The 22690-nt window shown below is 69.6% G+C and carries 23 protein-coding genes; 15 read left to right on the top strand and 8 right to left on the bottom strand.

All coding sequences use genetic code 11. The features are described 5' to 3' along the window. Positions 1-108: 108 nt before the first annotated feature. From ACLHRZ_RS29490 to ACLHRZ_RS29470, 5 genes are all read left to right on the top strand, one after another. Positions 109-495, top strand: coding sequence for a DUF6507 family protein (locus ACLHRZ_RS29490; protein WP_490421609.1), 387 nt, complete (start codon positions 109-111; stop codon positions 493-495). Further along, on the top strand, positions 492-2525 hold the full coding sequence (locus ACLHRZ_RS29485) for a hypothetical protein (RefSeq protein WP_490421608.1): 2034 nt from the start codon (positions 492-494) through the stop codon (positions 2523-2525). Before ACLHRZ_RS29490 ends, ACLHRZ_RS29485 begins: the two co-directional genes overlap by 4 nt. Positions 2526-2531: 6 nt before the next feature. Beyond that, on the top strand, positions 2532-2969 hold the full coding sequence (locus ACLHRZ_RS29480) for a hypothetical protein (protein ID WP_490421607.1): 438 nt from the start codon (positions 2532-2534) through the stop codon (positions 2967-2969). A gap of 57 nt (positions 2970-3026) precedes the next feature. Further along, positions 3027-3527 (top strand): hypothetical protein, encoded by a 501-nt coding sequence (locus tag ACLHRZ_RS29475; RefSeq protein WP_490421606.1) that lies wholly within the window; start codon positions 3027-3029, stop codon positions 3525-3527. A gap of 92 nt (positions 3528-3619) precedes the next feature. Continuing rightward, entirely contained in the window at positions 3620-3982 is a 363-nt protein-coding gene (locus tag ACLHRZ_RS29470) for a DUF6086 family protein (protein WP_490421605.1), read from the top strand. Positions 3983-3987: 5 nt separating this feature from the next. On the opposite strand, the gene ACLHRZ_RS29465 is transcribed toward ACLHRZ_RS29470, so the two are convergent. Both ACLHRZ_RS29465 and ACLHRZ_RS29460 read right to left on the bottom strand, forming a co-directional pair. Continuing rightward, on the bottom strand, positions 3988-4194 hold the full coding sequence (locus ACLHRZ_RS29465; RefSeq protein WP_490421604.1) for a DUF397 domain-containing protein: 207 nt from the start codon (positions 4192-4194) through the stop codon (positions 3988-3990). Next, positions 4191-5021 carry a helix-turn-helix domain-containing protein gene (locus ACLHRZ_RS29460; RefSeq protein WP_490421603.1) on the bottom strand — a complete coding sequence of 277 codons (831 nt, stop codon included), beginning with the start codon at positions 5019-5021 and terminating at the stop codon, positions 4191-4193. Before ACLHRZ_RS29460 ends, ACLHRZ_RS29465 begins: the two co-directional genes overlap by 4 nt. Before the next feature lie 458 nt (positions 5022-5479). Between ACLHRZ_RS29460 and ACLHRZ_RS29455 the strand changes: the two genes are divergently transcribed. From ACLHRZ_RS29455 to ACLHRZ_RS29445, 3 genes are all read left to right on the top strand, one after another. Beyond that, on the top strand, positions 5480-6316 hold the full coding sequence (locus ACLHRZ_RS29455; protein ID WP_490421602.1) for a hypothetical protein: 837 nt from the start codon (positions 5480-5482) through the stop codon (positions 6314-6316). 132 nt (positions 6317-6448) lie between these two features. Further along, the gene (locus ACLHRZ_RS29450) at positions 6449-7417 is read left to right on the top strand and encodes a hypothetical protein (protein ID WP_490421601.1); all 969 of its coding nucleotides are present in this window, start codon (positions 6449-6451) and stop codon (positions 7415-7417) included. Beyond that, a complete protein-coding gene (locus tag ACLHRZ_RS29445; protein ID WP_490421600.1) occupies positions 7410-7631 on the top strand; it encodes a DUF397 domain-containing protein in 222 nt (73 codons plus the stop codon). Before ACLHRZ_RS29450 ends, ACLHRZ_RS29445 begins: the two co-directional genes overlap by 8 nt. Positions 7632-7634: 3 nt before the next feature. Here the strand turns inward: ACLHRZ_RS29445 and ACLHRZ_RS29440 are convergent, their stop codons facing one another. Beyond that, positions 7635-8819: a serine/threonine-protein kinase gene (locus ACLHRZ_RS29440; protein WP_490421599.1), complete on the bottom strand. Its 1185-nt coding sequence runs from the start codon at positions 8817-8819 to the stop codon at positions 7635-7637. A gap of 284 nt (positions 8820-9103) precedes the next feature. Between ACLHRZ_RS29440 and ACLHRZ_RS29435 the strand changes: the two genes are divergently transcribed. From ACLHRZ_RS29435 to ACLHRZ_RS29410, 6 genes are all read left to right on the top strand, one after another. Next, a complete protein-coding gene (locus ACLHRZ_RS29435; RefSeq protein WP_171086940.1) occupies positions 9104-9412 on the top strand; it encodes a DUF8827 family protein in 309 nt (102 codons plus the stop codon). Between the two features lie 207 nt (positions 9413-9619). Then, the gene (locus tag ACLHRZ_RS29430) at positions 9620-10453 is read left to right on the top strand and encodes a hypothetical protein (protein WP_490421598.1); all 834 of its coding nucleotides are present in this window, start codon (positions 9620-9622) and stop codon (positions 10451-10453) included. Continuing rightward, complete coding sequence (locus ACLHRZ_RS29425) at positions 10443-11813, top strand: hypothetical protein (RefSeq protein WP_490421597.1); 1371 nt, start codon at positions 10443-10445, stop codon at positions 11811-11813. Before ACLHRZ_RS29430 ends, ACLHRZ_RS29425 begins: the two co-directional genes overlap by 11 nt. Beyond that, positions 11810-13369 (top strand): SCO6880 family protein, encoded by a 1560-nt coding sequence (locus ACLHRZ_RS29420; RefSeq protein ID WP_490421596.1) that lies wholly within the window; start codon positions 11810-11812, stop codon positions 13367-13369. The genes ACLHRZ_RS29425 and ACLHRZ_RS29420 overlap by 4 nt, the downstream gene beginning before the upstream one ends. A gap of 20 nt (positions 13370-13389) precedes the next feature. Beyond that, positions 13390-14859 (top strand): ATP-binding protein, encoded by a 1470-nt coding sequence (locus ACLHRZ_RS29415; RefSeq protein ID WP_490421595.1) that lies wholly within the window; start codon positions 13390-13392, stop codon positions 14857-14859. A 1-nt stretch (position 14860) separates the two neighbouring features. After that, positions 14861-16372, top strand: coding sequence for a type VI secretion protein (locus ACLHRZ_RS29410; protein WP_490421594.1), 1512 nt, complete (start codon positions 14861-14863; stop codon positions 16370-16372). A 15-nt stretch (positions 16373-16387) separates the two neighbouring features. Here the strand turns inward: ACLHRZ_RS29410 and ACLHRZ_RS29405 are convergent, their stop codons facing one another. The 5 genes from ACLHRZ_RS29405 to ACLHRZ_RS29385 all read right to left on the bottom strand — a co-directional run bounded on the left by ACLHRZ_RS29405 (position 16388) and on the right by ACLHRZ_RS29385 (position 21526). Then, on the bottom strand, positions 16388-17566 hold the full coding sequence (locus ACLHRZ_RS29405) for a helix-turn-helix domain-containing protein (protein ID WP_490421593.1): 1179 nt from the start codon (positions 17564-17566) through the stop codon (positions 16388-16390). A gap of 221 nt (positions 17567-17787) precedes the next feature. After that, complete coding sequence (locus ACLHRZ_RS29400; RefSeq protein ID WP_490421592.1) at positions 17788-18894, bottom strand: serine hydrolase domain-containing protein; 1107 nt, start codon at positions 18892-18894, stop codon at positions 17788-17790. Positions 18895-19051: 157 nt separating this feature from the next. Continuing rightward, entirely contained in the window at positions 19052-19714 is a 663-nt protein-coding gene (locus ACLHRZ_RS29395) for a response regulator (protein ID WP_490421591.1), read from the bottom strand. Further along, positions 19711-20952, bottom strand: coding sequence for a sensor histidine kinase (locus ACLHRZ_RS29390; RefSeq protein ID WP_490421590.1), 1242 nt, complete (start codon positions 20950-20952; stop codon positions 19711-19713). Before ACLHRZ_RS29390 ends, ACLHRZ_RS29395 begins: the two co-directional genes overlap by 4 nt. Positions 20953-20962: 10 nt before the next feature. Then, entirely contained in the window at positions 20963-21526 is a 564-nt protein-coding gene (locus ACLHRZ_RS29385; RefSeq protein WP_490421589.1) for a GNAT family N-acetyltransferase, read from the bottom strand. A gap of 117 nt (positions 21527-21643) precedes the next feature. On the opposite strand from ACLHRZ_RS29385, the gene ACLHRZ_RS29380 reads away from it, so the two are divergent. Next, positions 21644-22621, top strand: coding sequence for a hydroxyacid dehydrogenase (locus ACLHRZ_RS29380; protein WP_490421588.1), 978 nt, complete (start codon positions 21644-21646; stop codon positions 22619-22621). Positions 22622-22690: the final 69 nt, after the last annotated feature.

The following is a 22690-nucleotide window of genomic DNA, read 5'->3' as shown; positions in this document are numbered from 1 at the left end:
CTCCGGTCTGAGTACGGATACTCATGAGCACTGTCAGTGCTCTATTGGATACTTTCTTTCAGTAACTGCTGATGACACGGGGGTACGTGGAAGGGGTGGGGCGTCGTCATGTCGCGCTGGGACATCCAGCCGGAGACGGTTCGTACGGTGGTCGGGAACACGGCCAAGGCGGCGGGGCAGTTGCAGGGCCCGGCGGATGCGTATGCGAAGCATGTGCAGTCGGCGGCGACGCACGCCGGCTGCCTGGCGGGCCCGTGCGAGGCGCCCGGCGGCCTGGTGGGCCCGGCGCTGGTGGCGTGGGCGAACGGTGTGACGCCGGATCTCGAGTTCATGGTGGAGCGCACGCAGCGGACGCTGGAGGGTGCGCTGCTGGCGGTGGGGGCGTACGAGGACGGCGACCAGGAGATGGCCGAGCGCCTGGAGCGGGCGGCGGTCGAGGGGCGTGACCCGAAGGACACCCTGGGCGAGGCCGCGGGCGGGGGGAAGCGGTCGTGACGGTGATCGACCCGATGTTCATACCCCACTTCACGGGGGACGTCGACGCACTGGAGCAGGACGTGTCGGCCCTGGCGAAGGCGGCGTCCGGCGTCCGCGGGGCCGGCGCGGCCATCCACTCCACGTTCCAGGGCATCTCGCCCGCGTTCGACACTCCTGAGCGGGAGCAGCTGCTGGCGGCGACGCTCCCGGTGCGGCAGCGGGGGAGCGACTTCGCGAAGCAGCTGGAGACGGTGAAGTCGGCGCTGGCGGAGTACGCGGCGGAGATCCGCCCGGTGGTGAAGGAGCTGAAGCACCTGGCCGAACAGGCGTCGGCCTTCCAGGAGTCGGTCAAGGGCGACGATCACTGGCGCAGGGACCAGAAGAAGTTCGATCGCAACGAGGAACTGATCCAGGCGGTGGCGGTGGCCCAAGCCCGCTTCCAGGCCGCCGAGGTCACGTGCGCGAACAAGATCAACGCCCTGTCGTGCCGCCCCGGTTACCGGACGGACGACGGTTCGCACCAGCCGGACATGTACGGCTACAAGCCGAGCGATGCGGCGAAGGCGAAGAGCACGCCGTGGGGCACGGTAGACGAACGCGAGTACCCGGCCTGGGACGTGGGCCAGATGGTCCGGGGCTTCGCCGTCGACACGGTCGTGGGGATGGCCAAGGGCATCGGCACGCTCTTCGGCGCGGAGGGCGGTGAGAAGGCGCGCGAGGCGTGGAAGAGCATGGGCATCCTCGCCGTGGGCGCCAGCCCGTCGTTCATATGGCTCCAGGGCACCCGCGTCATGCCCGACTCCTGGCTGCCCAAGGCGGTCCAGGACTACAAGAAGGTCATGAAGGCCAACGACAAGGGATTCGTGGCCTGGGACGAATGGAGGACGAACCCCTCCCGCGCGGGCGGCACGCTCGTCTTCAACGGCCTGACGTCGCTGGTCCCTCTCGCCCGTGCGGGCGCAGCCGCGAAGGGGGCGTCCACGGCCGGACGAGTGCTGGGAGGCGTCGCCAAGGTCGGCGAGGTCATCGACCCGATGACCCACGTCACGAACGCGGGCGGCAAAGTCATCGGGGCTGCGGCGAAGGTGGCACTCCCCAAAATCGGGGATGTCGTCGCCGAATTGAACCGGAGCCTGGGCAGACTTGAGCACCACGTACCGACACCGGCCGCCGACCGTTCCGTCAAGCTTCCCAGCTGGGACGGCGAGACCCGATACCTGGAGCACGACGGCACGATCCGCGGCACGGAACACGAGGTCGAACAGCCGGGACAGCAGGCTCGGAAGGAGCCTGGGGGCGATGAGCTCACAGCTGGGCGGGAGCACCGCGTTTTCGCCCACGCGGGCGGGGGCGGCGACGATGTATGCCGCGCTGCCGGGCATGCGGGTGGGGGCGAAACAGGGCATTCGGGTGCCCACTTCAGCCATGACCCCGGTCGTGATTCAGGCGGCGCACGTGTACACAGCAACGACCGCTCGACAGCCGGCAACGGCCTTGGAGGCCCTGATCACCACCCGGAGTCTGGGCACCGGACGGCCGCAGAGGCAAACGGGACAGACCACAACGGGCAGTCGCCGACTCACGGCGGTCATGAAGCATCGGGCGGTAGCGGCGATGGCAGCCCCCATGACACCCCTGCGCATGACGGCCCCGGGCGGCAAAACCCCGACCCGCAGGAAGGGGCATCCGGGCAATCGAGGGGCGTCCTTGCCGAGCAGCGCGGCAAAAAATATGAAGTGTACTTGAAGCAAGAGCTCGGAGGCGGCGATTCGTTCCGTGAAGGGAAGCGAGAATTCGACGGCAGCTATCCGGGAGGAAAGGAAGAGGCGACGACGTGGTACGAGGCCAAGTCTGGCGCCTACTGGGACAGGGCTAACAGCGACCCTAAGGTGATGGAGAAGTTCAAATCCAATCTTGGCGAGGCGAGAAGCATTGCAGCTCGCCGCGGAAAAGACTTCGTCCTGATATCCGAGAATCCAATACCTGAGAATATCGTCAAGTGGCTCGACAAAAAGGGCTACAGCTGGAAGATCATCCCAAAGGAGTAGATCTACATGTCTCGAACAGCAGACATCGACTTCACATTCCAGGAGCCGGTTACGCCTTCTGCGTTTGTTCAGGCCCTTTCCCAGGACGGTTGGTCGCCCGTGGAACCGCTGGGGGTCTCGTATGCGATGGAGGACGAGGACGGCGACCTGGAATGGGAGAGGGGAGAGCCCGAATCGGCTGAACGCATCCTCGCCGACCTCGATTCGCGTCAGAAGAGCGGGCAGCTCGTCGGGGTCTCCCTCTACAACTCCCAGGCGGACACCGGGGGATTGCTCCTGTTCTTCCGGGACAGGATGCAAGTGTCCTTCTCCCCGAGGATCAACCGCCGAAGCCTGGCCATCGCGGACGAGATGACTGATCTGTCGTGGTACCTGGGGGCCATGGTGCCCGGACTTTACGGGGTCGGTCTGTTGGGATACGCGGCCCAAGACGTCGCTGACTGAAGAAAGGTGCCGCTCCCAATGGGCAACTGCTTCGACGGCGGCGATCATTGTCTCTCCATGTCCAATGGCGGCACTGCCGTCTTCGTCGATGTCTTGACGCTGGCCGTCTCCGAGCTCGCCGACGAGCCGTGGCACTACCGCTTCGCCGCCCTCATCGCGTTGCAGGACCAGAACCTCATGGGTCGTGGCAACGTCGGGTTCGACCTTGAGGAGATCGACTGGGGGGCATCCCCTCAAGAGCAGGAAGCGGCCAAGGAGTTCGTGCTGCGCGTCACCGACCTCGCGCTGGCCCGACACCGGTGGGGCGAGCTGGGCTACGAACCGCCCTACGCATCGCAGTACCTGGAGAAGTTCCGGGCCATGGCCGAGGCGTACGACCCGGCCACCCCTCCCAGCGGACTCGGCCGCCCCTTTCCCGCACCGGACGAGGCCGCCATGGCTTCCTGCGTCAGGCACCGCGTGCTCACCGGGCTCCCGCTCTGGGACGGCTGCGTCCTCTGCCATGAGGAGTGGGTACCTCCGGCGGCAGAAACCCCGAATTCGCCGACCCAGAACTGAGGGTTGCTTCCACCGGAAGACATCATTCCGGAACGGGACCCTCCTTCGCTCTTTTTATCGGCTTGAAACCGGGTTGGGGTCAGGTGGACAGAATGAGCTGCTATTTTCAGGTAGACGAGGAAGGCCTGTGGAACCCCTCGAACTCCGTCGCCAGGGCCTTCCTTGGGCAAGGTGAGGTGCTGTCCCGGCTGGTGGGACGCGCCTCTGGGCTCGGCCCGATCGTCGAGGACGAGTGCGAGATCGACTTCCCGGCGTTTGTCGGCTTCGTCGATGGCCTCGTCAGGGCCTACCAGGATTCAAACAACCGGGCTTTGAGGTCCTTGCTCGGCGGCTTCATCTCCGTCGCCCTGGTTCTGGTTGAGCGGGGTGGTGGGATGCTGAAATCGATCGATCCCGCATACGCGGCCATGTGGGCTGAGGCCCGGGATGCACATGCGAGAAGCATGCCAAGGTGACGCAATTAGTGCAGCGCGCCTGTGCTGATGGCGATGGCGAACGTTTGCCATGCGGCGGCCGGGAAGAGGAGGGTTGCCCCGTGCGGGGCGGTCTTGCTGTCCCTTATGGGGACGGTGCCGGTGGGTATCCGGGCGGGGGCCCATTCGAGACACACGCCGCCGTCGTTGTTGCTGAAGCTGGACTTGACCCACTTCATAGGGGTGGTGCTCATCTCGGGATCTCCTCGATGACAGTCTCGATGAAGGCTGCGGAGTTGCTCGGCGACAGCGCGCACGCGCTGAGCGTTTCGTACGCGCGACGATGACGAGCGGTTCGGATTGGGTCCTCCAGAAATTCGGACGTTGTGATGGTCTCCTCGTAGGCCACCGTCGAACCACCCTCCGAGGTGAATAACATCAAATGCCCTCCCATGAAGGGGTGTTCACCATGCTTGAACGGGAGAACCTGCACAAGGGCTGTTCGGCTGGACGTGATCGCAGCCATGGACGTCAACTGTGCGCGCCAGATGCGGCTGCCTCCGACAGGCCGCCGTAGGACCGCCTCGTCGATGATGTACGAGACTTCCGGCGGCCGATCAGCCTGCAGCACCGCCTGACGGCTCATGCGCAGCGCCACCATCTCCTCGATCTTGTCCTCTGACCGCGCGGGATCGCCGGTGAGGAAGAGAGCGCGGGCGTAGTCCGCAGTCTGCATGAGCCCTGGGACGAAGCTTCCCGCGTATTCCTTCACGCACCGTGACTTCGCCTCCAACTCCAGAATTCGACGGTACTTGTCCGGGTGGGCCTCGCGTTGGGCGATCTTGTAGATCGCCGCAAAGAGCCCCCCGGTATCGAACTCCGCATCCAGCGTCTCGGCCAGGCCTGGCGGTGGCATGCACTCCGCCGCCTCGATCCGTGACAGGTGGCTGCGGCTGTAACGGATGACCTTCGCCAGCTGCTCCAGGCTCATGCCTGCCCGTTCGCGGTGCCTGCGGAGCTCCGCTCCGAACAGATCCCTGGCCGACCGGTCCGGCTTCAACTCTCGTGCTCGGCGCGCCATGGCAGCCCCCTCGTTCCTCCAAGGTCCGTTCCGGAGCGTACGGCCGTACCCGCAACCCCGCTGACACATCCATCAGTTGATCCCACGTACGAGATACCTCGATGTCGTCGTCGGCTTCCGCCAGCGGAATTCCGGCTCAACGGGCCCAGCGGCCGGCCCCGGGTCTCGAAGCTCGAGGCGACGGTCCGTAGTTGTCCCCTCTCCAGCGGCCGCACAGCCGCACCCTGAGCCGGCCGAGATCCGGGCCCCGGGACCCGAGCGCTCTCTCCAAGGAATGGTGGGACGTAAGACCCACCCACCCTCCCAACTCCCGCGCTTACACGTCCGGATGACATTTCCGGTGCATGGCGTTTCGGCCCTCCGCCGCCGTGTAGCGTGCGCAGCAACAAACAACCCCCGCCCGGTGCTCGCAACACCGGAACGGGGGTCTGACCATCACGATCGGTAAGGACGATCCCATGGCTGACGCTCAGCCTAGCCCTGCCCCGCCCATCGCCCGACCCGGATACGGAAAGCGCTCCGTACCCGACGAAGCCCCGCGCAGCGGCAACGCGTTCGCGCACCTCCCGCCCCGCGAGGCCTCCGTCGCCGCCCACATCGACCGACTTCCCGACGGCGCCGCCATGGACATCAAGACCCTCGCCAAAGAGATCGCCGCCTACGGGCAGCAGGCCGTGGCCTCCGCCCTCAAAGCCATCTCCGCAGCCGGCCACCTGCGCCGCGTCCGCGAACGCCTCGACGGCGACCGCACGCAGTGGGTCCAGCGCACCTACTTCTCCCGCACCCCGCACAGCGACGCCTGGTGGCAGCAGTTCCTGTCCGGCGATTCGCCCGTAGAGACGGCAGCCGTACCACCACGGCCCGTTCACCCGCCCGAGCGCACCGCCGCCTACACCGCCCTCGCCGGACTCGGCCGCACCGACCCCCGCATGACCCTGTCCGCCGCCGAATGCACAGCACTTGAGCCCCTGGCGGCCGAGTGGCTCGCCCGCGGCGTGCCCGCGCCGCAGCTCGTACAGGCCCTCACCAGCGGCCTTCCCGGCACCGTCCACTGCCCAGGTTCCTTCACCCGCAAGCGGCTCGTCGACAAGATGCCGCCCGAGCCGGAGCCCGCGCCCGTCCCCCTCCGCATCATGGAGTGCACCGGCTGCGGCGTCCCAGGCCGCCCCGAGGCCCTACCCGGCGGGCTCTGCCGGACCTGCCGCGGCGATGACGGCACAGCTGTGACGCCCGACGGCGCCGACGTCCGCGCCCACGTCGCCCGGCTGCGAACCCTGGCCCGTACATCCCGCTAGGCCGACGCTTCCGGCAGTCCACATCACGAATCCACGGGCCGCCTCCTCGTGATGCGGACTGCCGGAAGAGCTCACTCCGTGAGTTATCCACAGGGGCGCACGCCTGGCACCCAAATCCGCTGTGCTGAGTGCATGAAGGTGAAAGAAGAGCACCGTCCACTGCACCGCCTTGCCGCATCCCAGGGGGGCATCCTGCTCACCTCCCAGGCCGTCGCCTGCGGCTTGCTGCGCAGCGGAGCCGCCGACATCCTGCGGCGCGCAGGCTGGACCAAGTTGCTGCTCGGCGTATGGGGGCAGCCCGGACGGCGTGTGGACTTGCGGTTGCAGTTACGCGCCGTGCAGCTCAAATGTCCGCACTGGGTTGCCAGTCACAGTGCAGCCGCCTCACTTCACGACATCGACATGGTGCGGCCCAGCAGCATCGAGCTCACCGTTCCCCGCCGCGGCCCCCGGACACGGGTTGCCGGGATCGCTCTGCATCCGGCGCCCCTGGCCGACCGCGAGATCACCGTCGTCGCAGGAGTACGTGCCACCACGGTCCTCCGCACCACCTGCGACCTGATGCTCACCCTCCCCCTCCACGAAGCCGTCATCGCCGCCGACTCCGTGCTCGCCCGGAGGCTTCTGCGACGGGAGCACCTTGCCGACGCTCTCGCGTCCCCGCGTCCCCGCCGCACCGGTGTCAGTGCCGCGCGGCGGGCACTGGCCCTCACCGATCCCGCTGCGGGGTCACCCGCCGAGTCCAAGGCGCGGCTGGAGATGCATGAGGCGGGGCTGTTCCCCGAATCGCAGGCCGAAATCATCACGCCCAACGGGCGGGTGCGGCGGCTGGACTTCCTCTTCCGGGCCGAAGGGCTCGGCGTCGAGATCGAAGGGTTGGCCTGGCACGGGAGTCGCAGCGCTCACCAGAACGACGCCATCCGGTTCAACGAGCTCGCCGGGTGCCCGGAGATCCGGGAGATCCTGCGATTCACCTATGACGACGTCTTCCGGCGGCCTCGACGCTTCATCCGTACCGTCCAGGACGCACTCCAGCGGCTCCGCGGCGAGGGTCCTATCGTGGGCGCGGACAGGCATCCCAAGAGGGGGGATCGTGGCTGAGCCGAAGCTGAAGTGGATCAAAGCGGCCGAGGGTGACGAACCCGAGTACTTCGAAGTCGCCTTCGGGGAAGGCGACGACGCCGACAACGTCTACATCCGGGTCAACACCGACCCCGAAAACATCGTCATCACCACGCAGCGCAAATGGGATGCCTTTGTCCTGGGCGTCAAGGCCGGGGAGTTCGACCACTTCGTCGAGGGTGTCGAGGAGTGACCATTATCCCGGCGGGAGTGAATGCGGTGGCTTGTGGTGATTGTGAGGCTTCTGCTTCGGGGTAGTTGGGGTGTTGGGGGTGGTGTGGGCGGTTGGGGACGTCGGGCCACTCGGGACGGGCGGGACTACGGAGCCCGTTCCTCCTGTTCCCGTTCCCCCCTTGTCCCCGCCGCTGAAGAGCGAGGCGCCTATCAGCGCCGCCACCACGAACGCCACGACGCCGGCGATGACTCCGATCAGCGTCTTGCGCCGCTTCTTCGGCCTAGCGGGCGGGGATGGGGCCGGGGGCGGGGGCGGGGCGTACGCAGCCGCCGGCACCGGCGGAGCCATTGGCTGCTGCGGCGGCAACGGGCGTACCGGCGCCGCCCCCGGCCGTCCCCCGGACCACTCCCGGCCCGCGAACCACTCCGCCACCTCCTGTGCCGACGGCCGCTCCCCCGGCTCCTTCGCCAGCATGCGCAGCACGAACTGCTCCAGCGGGTACGGAATGCCGGGGCGGTGCCGGCTCGGCGGCACCGGGGCGTCGTCCACGTGCATGTACAGCAGCGCCGTGGGGTTCTCCGACCAGAACGGCGGGCGGCCGGTCAGCAGCTGGTACAACACGCAGCCCAGCGCGTAGACGTCCGACTCCGGGCCCGCGACGCGGCCCAGTGCCCGTTCGGGGGCGAGGTACGTGCTCGTACCGACGATCTGGCCCGCGCGGGTCAGCCCGGCCGAGGTCGCGTCGACGAAGCGGGCAATGCCGAAGTCACCGATCTTGACGGTGTCGTTCGGGGTCAGCATCAGGTTGGCCGGCTTGATGTCGCGGTGGACCACCCCCTGGCCGTGGGCCGCCGCCAGTCCGCCGGCCGCCTGGGCCGCGATGCGGGCGACGCGCTCCGGTGCGAGGGGGCCGCGGGCCGCGACCTCGCGGTCCAGGCTCACGCCGTCGACCAGCTCCATGACCAGGTAGAAGCGGCCGTCCCACTCGCCGAAGTCGTAGACCGCGACGACCTGGGGGTGATTCAGCCGGGCCGCGGTCTGCGCCTCCATCCGGAACCGGGCCGCCGACGACTCGTCACTCCCTTCAGGCAACAGCAGTTTCACGGCCACCTGACGCCCCAGCACTTCGTCCGTCCCGCGCCGGACTTCGCCCATTCCGCCGCGGCCGAGGGGCTCCCCCAATCGGTACCGACCGGCAACCAGCACCCGTACCACCTTGAACTCGACGACCCCGCGATGCGCTGAGGCAGCAGGGTACCGACCGAACACCCTGTCGCCCGAACCCGCCCTCCGGCGGAAATTGCTCCGCGTTCACACCCGTGATACACAGAGTCACCGCAGGTCAGTGCAGCGGCAATACGCCGCATAAGGGTTGAGGCAAAAATTGCCGCCAAATCGACATGCGATGACGGGGTTTCAGCGAAGATAGGTCCCGACCTTTGCCCTGAGCAGGGCGGGCACAACTACCCATAAGGGGCGGTGAGTTACAAATGTTTTTGGCGGCCGGTAAGGGCGACATCAACACCATTATTGGCGGAATCGCCCCCAACTGGGGGCCTTTCGGCACACTGGGCAACGAGGCCCGCGTCATGATCGAGGTCATCATGGCCGTGGCCATCCTGCTCTGCCTGGCCATCGCCATCTGGGGCGCGGCGAAACAGCGCATCGGTGCCACGGCCCTGCGGGACACCTTCAGCGCCGAGCAGGGCAAGGGATTGATCGTCGCCGGCCTGACCGGTGTGTTCATCATCGGCTCGCTCGGCACCTTGTTCACCATCGTCTACGGCATGGCGGTCTGACGCCCGACCGCGTTTTCGACGCGCCTCGCTCCCATCCCCCCGCGCATCCGCCCGCGCAGGCCCTCCCGTCCCTGATTCCCCCCGCCACCGAGGCTGCCTCCTGATGCCCCCTCACACCCCCACGTGCTCCCCCCGGAATCCGCTGACCCCGCTACCGTCTTACGGGGGCGGCAAGCCAGCCACGACGTACGAGGGAGCAGGCGAGCGATGAGTCTCGGCGACGACGGATACGACGACGACCGCCACATGACCCGCACGCGCCTCCCCGAGGGCGAGTTCGCCCCGCATGCGCAGCCGCGGCGCGGGCTCCCTTCCGGGCGGAACCTGGTGACGGTCGTCGGGGTGGTGGTGCTGCTCATCGCGGCCATCGCCTTCGCGAACCGGGGCGGGGGCGACGGCAGTTCGGGGAACGGAGGTTCCGCTTCCGGCACCGACAAGGGGGCGAGCAGCCGGGCGACGGCGCCCACGGGCACCAAGCCCGTGGAGGGGAAGGGGGCTTCGGGAATTCCTTCGGGGTTCGCACGTTCGGAGCAGGGGGTGCAGTCCGCTGCCGCGAACTTTGCGGTGGTGCTGGGCAGTGATGGGATGTTCCGGGCGGATACGCGGCATGCGATCGTCACTGCCGTTCACACACCCGATGCCGGGCCCGCCCTTCAGGGCGACCTCGACAAGGCCTATTCGCCGGACTTCCTCAGGAACGTCGGCCTCCAGCCCGACGGTACGACTCCCAAGGGCCTGACCTTTGTCTCGCGCACCGTCCCGGTGGGGTCGAAGGCCGCCGAGTACGGCGACGACAGCGCCACCGTCGAGGTCTGGTGCACCGGCCTCGTGGGCCTCGCGGGCCAAGGGTCGACGAAGCCTGTGGCGCAGACCTGGTTCACCCTCACCGAAAAGCTCCGCTGGGTGGACAACGACTGGAAGGTCGCGTCGTCCAGCCAGAAGCAGGGACCAGCGCCCGTGAGCGGAGACGACCGCGCAGCGGGAGCCGACGAGATCGCCAACGCGGTCAGTGGTTACGGAGGGTTCACATATGCCAGGTAGCCGCCGTACACGCGCGTTCTCGGCAACCGCTGCAGTGGTCGCCGTCCAGGTGACGCTCATGTCCTGGGCCACCCGGGCGTCCGCCGCCCCGGGCCCGACGCCCGTCACTACGCCTTCCACTCTCCCCTCGGGCTCCCCCGCGGCCACGCCGACGCCCAGCCCCTCCCAGAGCGGCAGCGACCCGTGCGACCTCATCGTGGGCCAGGCCAAGGACTATTGCAGGGGCAAAGGCAACACGGGCACGGCGCCGTCCCCCAACGACCCCCAATCCACCCTCGACCCCCTCTCCTCCCTCGCCAAAGGGTGTGCCGACGCCGCCGCCTGGATCATCAAGAAGCTGTCCGAGGCCGTCCACGCCACCGGCAACGTCGACTTCACCAACACGCCCTTCCTCCGCCAGTACGCCGTCGTCTTCGCCGCCTCCACCGTTCTGACCCTCGTCCTGTGGCTGCTGGCCGTCGCCAAGCGGGCGGTGCGCGGCGTGCCGTTCACCGAGGCGGTGACCGAGGCCGTCGGGTTCCTCTGGCTCACCGTGCTGGCTTCCGCGTTCACGCCGCTCATCCTCTACACCGTCGTCAACGCCACCGACGCCGTCACGGACGTGATCGCCACGGGCTCGTCGTCCAACAACGACGCGTTCTTCGGCGGTTTCGCCGACGCCCTGCAGAAGGGCAACAGCATCGGCGGCGGCCCGATCATGCTGATCGTGGTCTCGCTCGTCTCCGTGCTCGCCGCAGGCGTGCTGTGGCTGGAGCTGGTGATCCGGGCCGCGCTGCTCTACGTGGGCGCGCTGCTGGGAACCGCGGTGTACGCGGGGCTCGTCGACAAGAACATGTGGGGGCATGTCCGCCGCTGGGCGGGCATCATGATCGCGGTGATCCTGGTGAAGCCGATCATCGTGGTCGTGCTGGGCCTGGCCGGGGCGCTGTCGTCCGGCAAGGGGCCCAACTCCTTCTCCGCCGTGGTGTCCGGCCTCGCGATCATCGTGCTGGCCATCTTCGCGAGCGCGATGATCTACCGCTTCGTCCCGGGCTTCGGCGACGAGATCGTCAGCAGCCGCAACGCGAGCAAGGACGCGGCGTCCCGCCAGGCCGCCGCCGTGATCTCCTCGCCCGCCGCCCTCGTCAAGCAGGGCATCACCACCCACAGCGCCCGCGGCGACGGGGGCGGCAACGGCTCCGCCCCCCAGCAGCCGCGCCCCGCCAACCCCGTCTCGGGCGGCGTGTCCACGCACGGTGCCCGCCCCGGAGCCGCCCCCGGCGGCAACGGCAGTGGCGGCGGCAACGCCCCCTCCGCAGTCCCCGCGCCCCGCGCGCAGAACCGCAGCAACGGCAAGTCTTCCGGAGGTGAGCGGAGTTGACGGTCCCGGCGCAGTCCCAGCCGATCGCGGCCCGCCGTACGTATCTGATCGGCCGCGCCCGCCCCAACGCGGTGGTCGGCAAGAACCGGGAGACCGGCGAGATCGCACTGATCATCGCGGGGGCGTTCCTCGGCATGATGTGCGGGCTGCTGGTGCCGATCCTCCCGCTGCGGATCGTCACGCTCAGCGGCTTCCCCGCGCTCGCCCTCGCCGCCGTCTACGTGCCGTACAAGGGCCGTACGTTCTACAAGTGGTTCGAAATCAACCGCTCGTACAAGCGCACCGTGCGCCGCGGAACGACGTACCGTTCCGCCACCGCCGAGGCGGGTACGCGGCTGGACGGGCGGGAGGTCGAGGTCGGCCCGCCGCCGGGCATCGGGCGGATCAACTGGCTGGCCGCGCCCTTCGGTCCGGACGAGATCGCCGTCCTGCTGCACGCGGACCGGCGCACCGTGACGGCCGCCATCGAGATCGAGGGCCCGGGCGTGGGCCTGCGCGACTCGGAGGACCAGGAGGCGCTCGTCGAGCGCTTCGGCACGCTGCTCAAGCACGTCGCCAACGGCGACGGCTACGTCACCCGCATCCAGATGCTCGCCCGTACGCTGCCCGCCGACCCGGACGCGCACGCCAAGGACGTCGAGCGGCGCGGCGACGACACCTCGCCGGCCTGGCTGAAGGATTCGTACGACCAGCTGCAGTCGATGGTGTCGACGTCGTCCGAGCAGCACCGCGCGTACCTGGTCGCGTGCATGCACTACAGCCGGGAGCTCGCCGCCGAGGCCCAGGCCATCGCCCGCGCCTCCAAGCACGAGGGCGGCAGGCGCAGGCTGGACCGCGACGGTGCGCTCGCCGTCGTCATGGCACGCGAGCTGACGGACATCTGCGCCCGGCTCGCCGAGGCCGACATCCGGGTCCGGCAGCCGCTCGGCCAGAGCCGGCTGGCCTCGCTCGTGCACTCGATGTACGACCCGGACCACCCGATCGACCACATCCAGGCGATGACACAACGCAACGCCTGGCCGGCCGAGCTGGACGCGATGGAGCCCACCTATCTGCAGGCGAAGACGCGCGAGTCGGCCACCCGGGCGCCCTGGTGCCACTCGACCGCCTGGGTGAAGGAGTGGCCGATGACGCCGGTGGGCGTCAACTTCCTGGCCCCGCTGCTCGTTCACACGCCGGATGTCATCCGCACGGTCGCCGTGTGCATGGACCTGGAGCCGACCGAGGTGGCCATCGAGCGGATGCTGACCGAGAAGACGAACGACGACGCCGACGCCTCGCGCGCCGCCAAGATGAACCGCGTCGTCGACCCGCGCGACGTCGCCCACCACTCGCGCGTCGACCAGCGCGGCGAGGACCTCGCCAGCGGAGCGGCCGGCGTCAACCTCGTCGGGTACATCACCGTCTCGTCCCGGTCGCCGGAGGCGCTCGCGCGCGACAAGCGGACCATAAGAGCCTCGGCGGGCAAGAGCTACCTCAAGCTCGAGTGGTGCGACCGCGAGCACCACCGCGCCTTCGTCAACACGCTGCCGTTCGCGACCGGCATCCGACGATAGAGGGATGTGAGGGGTTTCCCGTGCTCGATCCGCTCGCCGCCGTCACCGAGGCCTTCACCAGCCTGCTCTTCGGCAAGGTGGAGACCACCCGGCTGCCGGTGCGGACCTCCACCGGCCAGGCACAGGCCGTCTACCTCCCCACCGCGGCCCCCGGCCTCGGCGACTCGGGAGTGATCATCGGGCGCGAGGTGTACTCCGGCAAGGGCTATATCTACGACCCGTTCCAGCTCTACGGGCAGCAACTGCCCGCACCCCACTGGCTCGTCCTGGGCGAGTCCGGCAACGGCAAGTCGGCCCTGGAGAAGACGTACGTCCTGCGGCAGCTGCGGTTCCGCGACCGGCAGGTCGTCGTCCTGGACGCACAGGGCGAGGACGGCGTCGGCGAGTGGAACCTCATCGCCCAGCAACTGGGCATAACCCCCATCCGGCTGGACCCGATGTCCGCCCGCGAGGGCGGCACCGTGCTCAACCCGCTCGACCCGGCGATCACCACGACCGGGCAGCTGGCCCTGCTGCGCACGATCATCGAGGTCGCGACGGGCCGCGGCCTGGACGAACGGGCCGGCTTCGCGCTCAAGGTCGCGCACGCGGCCGTGCTCGATCAATTCGGCTCGGGCGAAGGCAACCCTGCCGAGGGAAACCCGGCCGAGGGGCGCGAGGGCGGCACCGGCCGGCAGCCGGTGCTCACGGACATCGTGGAGCAACTCCGGCATCCCGAGGCCGAGTCGGCGGAGTCGATGAACGTCGACATAGACGACGTCCGCGCCTGGGGCCTGGACGTCGCCCTGGTGCTGGACCGCCTGATCGACGGAGACCTGCGCGGCATGTTCGACGGGCCGACGACCGTCGGCATCGACCTCGACGCACCACTGATCGTCTTCGACCTCTCCCGCATCGACCGCAACTCCATCGCCATGCCGATCCTGATGGCGATCGTCGGCGTCTGGCTGGAGCACACCTGGATCCGGCCGGACCGCAGGAAGCGCATTTTCCTGGTCGAAGAGGCCTGGCACATCATCAACTCGCCGTTCGTGGCCCAGCTGTTCCAGCGGCTGCTGAAGTTCGGGCGGCGGCTCGGCCTGTCGTTCGTGGCGGTCGTGCACCACCTGTCGGACGTGGTCGACGGCGCTGCCGCGAAGGAGGCGGCGGCCATCCTCAAGATGGCGTCCACCCGCACCATCTACGCGCAGAAGGCGGACGAGGCCCGGGCCACCGGCCGGGTGCTGGGCCTGCCGCGCTGGGCGGTGGAGATCATTCCGACCCTGACGCCGGGTATCGCCGTGTGGGACGTCAACGGCAACGTGCAGGTCGTCAAGCACCTCGTCACCGACGCCGAACGCCCGCTGGTCTACACCGACCGCGCCATGACGGAGGAGGGCACCGCCCGCGAACTCGCCGCCGAGGCCGAGGCCGCGGAACGGGCGCAGGCGGCGATAGGCACGCCGTACGCCGACGAGCCGTACGGATCGTCCGAATCGACGGTGGCGTGAGATGGTGCCGGGGGGCGGCGAGCCGGGGACGTCCCGGCCGGAACGGGGCATTCCCGACGGGGTGTTGGTCAGCGTCATCGCGTTCCTGCTGGGGCTGACGCTCCTGGTCTGGACGGCGACGGGCTTCGCGGCCCTCGCCGTCCACGGCAGCTGGCCGCACGGGGTGACCGTCCTGCACACCCCGCAGGCGATGCGGCACCTGATGACCCAACCCCGCGACCTGCCCGCGGCCTGGCCGGAGACCACTCGGGGCGAACTGTCGGGGTACGGGCTCTTCTGGGGCATCCTCGTCGGCGAACTGCTGGTGGCCATCGTGCTGATGGTGTTCGTCATCGGCACGCTGGCCCGGTGGCGGGCGGTCCGGGAACGGGCGCGGGCCCGGGCACGGGAGAGGGAGCCCGCGGCGGGTACCGGCACGATGACGGTGACAGGGACGTTGCCGACGCAGACTCCGGCCGTTGCCGCAGCGGCCGTTGCGGCTCCCGTGGCCGCGGAACCCCCGATACCGCAGCCAGCCCCCGCCCCTGTCCCCGTCACCGTGCCGGTACCGGCCGTGGAGGCCGCCGCACCGGCCGCCGCGCCCGCTCGCCTCGTCTACGCCAACGGCGCCGCACGCCGCCCGGCCGCGGCCCGCGCGGTCCTGGAGGCCGCCGGGCCCGTCCTCGTCACCACCAGCGACCCCCAACTCTGGGCGGACACCCGGGGATCGCGCGCCAAGCTGGGCCCGGTGCACGTCTTCGACCCCAGCCACCTCCTCGACACCCCCGACCGCCTGCGCTGGAGCCCCACCGCGGGCTGCGAGTCCCGCGCCACCGCCGGCGCCCGCGCAGCCGCGCTCCTCGCACCCGTACGCCCCCCGAGCGCCCTCGACTCGGCCACCGCCGACACCGCCGAGACGCTGCTGCGCTGTTGGCTCCACGCGGCCGCCGTGGACGGCCGACCCTTCCGCCAACTGCACCGCTGGGCCCAGGGTTCGGCGTCGCACGAGCCCGTACGCATCCTGCGCACCAACCCCAAGGCGGTGGGCGGCGCGGCGGGCGAGCTGGAGTCCGCCCTCACGGCCCACCCGGAACGGCGTGACATGGCCCAGGAGTTGACGGCACGCGCGCTGGGCGCGCTCGACTCCATCCACATCCGCGACGCGTGCAATCCTCATCGTACGGATTTGCTGGCGCTGGAATCATTCATCGCCGAAGGGGGAACTCTCTACGTGGTGGGTGAGGCGATTGAGGATCCCCGCACCCGCCCGGGTGCGATGCCGTTGCTGACCGCACTCGCCGCAAGCGTGGTCGAGCGCGGCCGGGGCATGGCCGAACGGTCATCCTCCGGTCGGCTCGACCCACCACTCACCCTGGTGCTGGACGATGTGGCGGCCGTGGCGCCACTGCCGTCCCTGCCGGAACTCCTGGAGCACGGTGAGCAGTTGGGGCTTCCGGCGCTGGCCCTGATGCGCTCGCAGGAGCAGGGCCGGGCCCGGTGGCCCCGCGCCGCTACCTTCGGCGCACGGACGTAGCCGGACGGCATTCGCTCACGCGGCTCCCGCGGCCCACTCGTCCGGCGTGCGGTCGGGCGACTGCGACCTGATCTCGGCTATGAGCAGCTGCAGCAGGTCGGTGGAGTTGCCGGGAGGCAGGGCGTCGAGGGCGGCCTGGGCGTAGGCGAGGCCGCCGGCCACGTCTCCGGACCGCGCCAGCACGAGGCCCCGGTGCAGCTCCATGTGCGTGGCGAACCGCAGGAGTTGCGGGGGCAGTTCGCGTTGCGTCTCGTCGTAGGCGATGTCGGCCCGCTTCTCGTCCCCCAGCCGGGTCGACAGCAGGGACAGGAAGCCGTTCACGCGCCAGGCGGGGATGTCGAAGTCGCTCACCTTCCCGGATATGGAGAACGGTCTCGGGCTCCCGGAGGCCTCGGTGGCGTCGAAGGTCCTGCGCGCGTCGTCGGCGAGCCGCAGGGCCTCCGTCCGGTCCCCGCGGATGGCAGCCGAGCAGGCCTTGCTCAGGTTGGCCGCCACGAGCCCCGGCGACGGCTGCCCGTCGAGGGCCAGAGCCTGGTCGGCGAACATGTCGGCGAGGCCGAGGGATGTGCCCCAGTACCCCAGGGACAGCACGGCCCGGCCGCGCACCCAGACGCGGATCGCACGGTCCCCCGAGCGGTCCGCCGCCTCGGCGGCCGACCGGTACCAGGACGCGGCCCTGGCCTCCTCGGCCTGCGAGAAGGTCGTGGCGTACATGGTCATCAGCAGGGCGGCCACGGCCCACATCCGGGGCTCGTCGAGCTGCTGCTGGACGACGACCAGGTCGTCGGCGAGCCGGCGCTGCATCTCGGCCGCACCCAGGACCAGGTAGTCGACGCCGTGCCGGGTCAGCCGGGCCTCCCACTCCTCCAGCGCGGGCCCGCCCCGCAGTCGTACGGCGAACCCCCTGCTCAGCAGGTCGTCGGCCACCGCGGGCGCGACCTTGGCCACGAGGGCGTCCGGCACCCCGGCGGGGCCCGGCCCGGGCCCCGTCCCTTCCAGGACGCTCAGCGGAACGCCCAGAGCCACGGCCAGGTGCCGCAGATAGAAGGGCCCGGGCCGGACCTTGCCGCGCTCCCACCCGCTGACGTACTCGCGCGTCAGGTTCGCTCCGGAGGTGCGGTTGACCTCCGCGGCCAGTCTGCCCTGGCTCCACCCCTGCGCCTTGCGCAGGTCCCTGATGAGATCGCCGATCATCACGGATCACATCTTGCCCCTAGAAATGCCACTACCGAACTCCGGGCCCGCAGGAGAGAGTGACAAACGAATCACGGGGGAAAACGACGGGCCCGGATGCGCAACGGGGGAACGCATCCGGGCCCGTCGCTTCACCGGTCGTCGCACCGGTCCGTTGCACCGATCCTCCTCGCCGGTCCGCTTGGCCAGTCCGTTGCACCGATCCGCTTCGGCAGTCCGCTTCACCGGTCCCCGAAGCCGGTCTTGATGATCCTGCCGACGACCGCGTTTCCCTCCTCGCCCTTGGCGTCCGTCGCGTTCACCGAGTACACGAGGGTCCGCGAGAGATCGCGCGTGGCGCCTATCCCGTCCTGATAGCCGTAGCGGGCACCGGTCTTGCCGTAGATCACCTTGTCCCCGACCTTGATCCGGGTCAGTCCGCTCGTGTACGCGGCCTTGCCACCGCCGTACATCGGAACGTCCGGAACCGTGAACATCAGCTCCAGCTCCGGCTGCGGCACGACCCGGCCCTTGAACAGGGCGGTCATGAACCGCTCGAGGTCGGCCGTCGTGGAGATGAGGTCGCCGGAGGCCCAGGTGCCGGACTGGTCCCACGCGGTGACGTCCTCCAGGTGCGTGGTGCCGTCCTTGTCCATCACCGCCTGGTAGCCGTGCGTGTGCGGCCCGCGTATCCCGATCGCGTTGCCCGGGCTGTAGGTGTCCTTCAGGTGGAGCGGCTTGAGCACACGGTCGCGCAGCTCCTGCTCGTAGCTGCACCCGGTGACCTTCTCTATCAGCAGGCCGAGCACGTTGTACCCGATGTTGCTGTAGTGCTGCCGGGTGCCCGGCTGGAACTCCATGCCCTGGCCGAAGCCGGCCTGGACGAGCTTGCGGTGGTCCCACGTGGTGAAGCGCCCGCCGGTGTCACCGCTGGGCAACCCGCTCGTGTAGTTGAGCAGCTGCTCGACCCGCACCTCCGGAAAGCCGGCCGGCAGCAGGCCCGGCAGGTACTGCTGCACGGTCCCCTTCAGGTCCAGCTTGTGCTCGTGCACCAGCTGGAGCGCCACCGCCGCCGTGAACACCTTGGTGACGCTGCCCGCACGGAAGCGCTCGTCCCCGTGCACCGCCCGGTGCGTGCGGATGTCGGACTGACCGGACACGCCCGCCCAGTGCCTGTCCGTGCCGCCCACCCGCACCTGGGCCGCCGTCGCGTCCGCGCTCGGCAGACCCGCCATGGCCTGGCGCAGAGCGGCGTCGTCGGGCTGGGCGGCAGCGGCAGGGCCGACCACGCCCATGCTCACGGCGGCAGCGGCGATGGCGGCTGCAAGGGCAATCTTCTTACGGCGCATGGCGGTTCCCCCGAGGGATCGTCCGGATCATCTGGATCGTCGGCATCTGCTGACGGATTCCATCCTCGTGAAACCGCCGCCTCGGCGAATCGCCGACGCGAGGGGTCTTGCCTCCCGCGCAACTCCCCCGCGCGAGGGACCCGGTCTCCCGGCCGGCTCACCCTCCCGGGGCGATCAGCCCGGTCTCGTACGCGCAGATGACCGCCTGGATCCGGTCCCGCAGCCCCATCTTCGACAGCACGTTGCTCACGTGCGTCTTCACCGTGTGCTCGCTGACCACCAGTTCGCCCGCGATCTCCGCGTTGGACCTGCCCCGGCCCAGCAGGACCAGCGTCTCCCGCTCGCGCGCGGTCAGCCTGCCCAGGCGGGCGGACGCCCCGGACTCCCGCCGCGCAGGCCTCCGGCTGATGAAGTCGGCGACCAGCCGGCGCGCCACGGACGGCGCCAGCAGCGAATCCCCCGCGGCCACCACCCGCACCGCGTGCACCAGGTCGTCCCGGCGCACGTCCTTGAGCAGGAAGCCGCTGGCCCCGGCGTGCAGGGCCTCGTAGACGTAGTCGTCCTGGTCGAAGGTGGTGAGCATGACGGCCTTGCAGTCCGACTCCGCGCACACCGTGCGGGCCGCCGCGATGCCGTCCATGCGGGGCATCCGGATGTCGAGCAGCACGACGTCGGGCGCGTGTCTCCGTACCGCCTCGACCGCCTCCAGGCCGTCCGACGCCTCCGCGACCACCTCGATGTCGGGCTGCACCCCCAGCATCATCGCGAAGCCGCTGCGCACCAGTTCCTGGTCGTCGGCCACCACCACACGGATCGTCACCCTCCCACCTCCCCGGGCGAGGAGACCACGACCGGCAGTTCCACGGCAACGCGGAAACCCCGCCCGCCGGGGCCGGGCCCGAACTCCGCGGTGCCGCCGTGGGCCACGGCCCGCTCCCGGATGCCGACCAGTCCCCGGCTGCTCCCGGTGCCCGACAGCACGGCAGGCACGCCTGTCCCGTCGTTCTCCACGGTGACGACGAGCCACCGGCCCTCCGCCGCCGCTGCCGCCTCCCAGACGAGCCGGACGGACACGTCACGGGCATCGTCGGCATGCTTGAGAACGTTGGTCAGCGCCTCCTGGACGACGCGGTAGACCGTCACCTGGGCATCGGACGCAAGGGGTTGGGCCGTGCCCTCGACATCGAGGCTCACCGCCAGCCCGGTGCGCCGCACCTCGCGCACCAGGTCCTCCAGCCCCTCCAGCGTCGGCTGGGGGCTGCGTGACGCGGCACCAGGCGTGTCCACGGCGCCGGGGGAATCCTGGAGGACCCCCAGCATCCGCCGCAGCTGCACCATCGCTTCACGGCCGGCCCCCGCTATGGCGTCGAACGCCGCCTCGGCACGCGCAGGATCGGACCGCACGACCAGCGGTCCGGCCTCCGCCTGCACCATCATCAGGCTCACGGCGTGCGACAGGACGTCGTGCATCTCCCGCGCGATACGCGCCCGTTCCCGCTCCGCCGCGCGCTCGGCCTCCACCACCCGCGCCCGCTCCAGCTCGGCAGCACGCGCCTCCACCTCCTCGGTGTACGCCTGCCGGGTACGGGTCAGCACGCCCAGGGCGTACACCATGCCGAAGAGGAAGAAGGCGAAGAGGTATTCACGGGCCGAGTCGACACGCACGGCCGCGGCGACCGCGGTGACCGGCACGGCGAGCGCCAGCGTCACCCGCCGCTGCCACACACCGCCGCGGGCGGCGACCGTGAACACCCCCACGAGAGCGGGGTACGGCAACGGCTGACCGGGCCCGTGCATCGTCAGGTACACGAACCCCATGGCGACGACCGCCACCAGCGAGCTCAGGGGAGCCCGCGTGCGCCAGAGCAGCGGCAGCACCTGAAGTGTCGTCACGGCGTACGTGGCCCAGGTGGCGGGCGGCACGTCCGCCGCGCGCGGCACGACGAACGGGATCGTGATCGCCGCCTGGACGACGACGGCGACCAGCGCATCAACGGCCCAGTGGCTGCCGAGCCTTATCCGCCTCACGGAGAACTGTCTTACGGAGAACTGCTTCACGGAAAAAGCATCAACCAGCCGTGCGCGGGCGGACGACCGCCAGCTCGTATTCCTTCTGCGAGGGGTCGTCGTGCAGGGGGACAGTGAGGCCGGTCGGCTCGAAGCCCGTCTTCCGGTAGAACGCGCGGGCGCGGTCGTTCTGCTCGTGCACGAAGAGGCGTACACGCTCCACGCGCGGCTCGGTGAGCGCCCAGGACCACTCGAGGGCCGCCTCGAACAGAGCGCGGGAGACCCCGGAGGCGCGGTGCTCGGGACGGACGTAGACGCCGACGATGTGGGTCTGCGGTGCAGCAGCCGCCTCACCGAAGAGGCCCTCGGCACCGGGAAGTTCGACGAGAACGGTCACGCTGCCCGCCCATGCGCCGTCAGGCCCTTCGGCGACGAACGCAATGCCGGCCGTCCCCGTGGCATTGTCCGCTGTCCGCTCCTGCCAGTGGCTGTCGGGCCGGGCCACCGCCTGGGCATAGGTGTCGAGAAAGGCGATGGGTGCCGCCGGGTCCTGGAGCGCCTCCAGCCTCAACTCCCTGGCCTGCCGCCATTCGTCGGCCCGTACGGATCTGATGGTGTGGTCCATCGCAAAATCGTCGCTCCCGGGTGAAGCCACGGGCAATGTGTTTTCCCTCTCGGAGCACAGGGCATACGGGTGCCCGTGAACAGCGAGCGCCCGACGCGGCCGACCGTTGTGGTGGTCATGAGAGATGCGGAGCTGGCCGCCGCCGTCCTGGACACCGAACTCCGGGCCCGCCTCGCGGAGGTGGCGGAACCGGGGCCCGATGTGGTGGCGAAGTCGCTGGAGTTGCAGCCGGGGCTGGAGTCCGCCCTGGGACCGGCCGACATCCTGATCACGGGATGGGGATGCCCCGCCCTGACGGACGAACTCCTCGCCGCCGCACCTCGGCTGAAAGCCGTCGTGCACGCAGCGGGTTCGGTGAAGTCACTGGTGACGGAAGCCGTATGGGAACGCGGCATCGCGGTCTCCTCCGCAGCGGACGCCAACGCCGGCCCCGTCGCCGACTACACCATGGCCGCCATTCTGCTGGCAGGAAAGAAGGCCCTGAGCACGGCAGCGGCGTACGGAGACGAATGGCCCGCGTTGCGGGACCGCCAGGGTCTGGACGGGAGATCCATCGGGGTCGTGGGCGCCTCCCGCATCGGCCGTCGGGTGATCGACCGGCTCAACAGGTCGGAGGCCGGCTGTCAGGTCCTGCTGTACGACCCATACGTCTCCGCGACGGAGGGCGCACTGCTGGGCGTGGAACTCGTCGACCTGAACACGCTGTGCCGGGCGAGCACGATCGTCACGCTGCACGCCCCCGAACTCCCCGAAACCCGGTGGCTGTTGGACGCCGAGCGGCTCGCCCTCATTCCCGACGGCGGCACGGTCATCAATACGGCGCGGGGCTCGCTGATCGACACGGAAGCACTGACGCACGAATGCGCTTCGGGGCGCCTGGACGCCATCCTCGACGTGACCGATCCGGAACCGCTGGAACGTGGGCACCCGCTGATCGCTCTGCCGAACGTCCTGCTCACTCCGCACATCGCCGGCGCCCAGGGCAGCGAGGTACGGCGGCTCGGGGCGTTCGCGGTGGGAGAGGTCGAGAGATGGGTGCGGGGAATGCCACTGCTGGGGAGGGTACGGCGGGAGGAACTGGAAAGGCTGGCATGAGGGCAAGGACGCGCAAACGCAAGAAAGCCCTGACAGGGAACCGGAGTTCCCCGTCAGGGCTTTCTTTCA

This window comes from Streptomyces sp. AM25 (genome assembly GCF_058146165.1).
The sequence above is the reverse complement of the archived record's forward strand: the minus strand, read 5'-3'. Positions and strand labels throughout refer to the sequence as shown.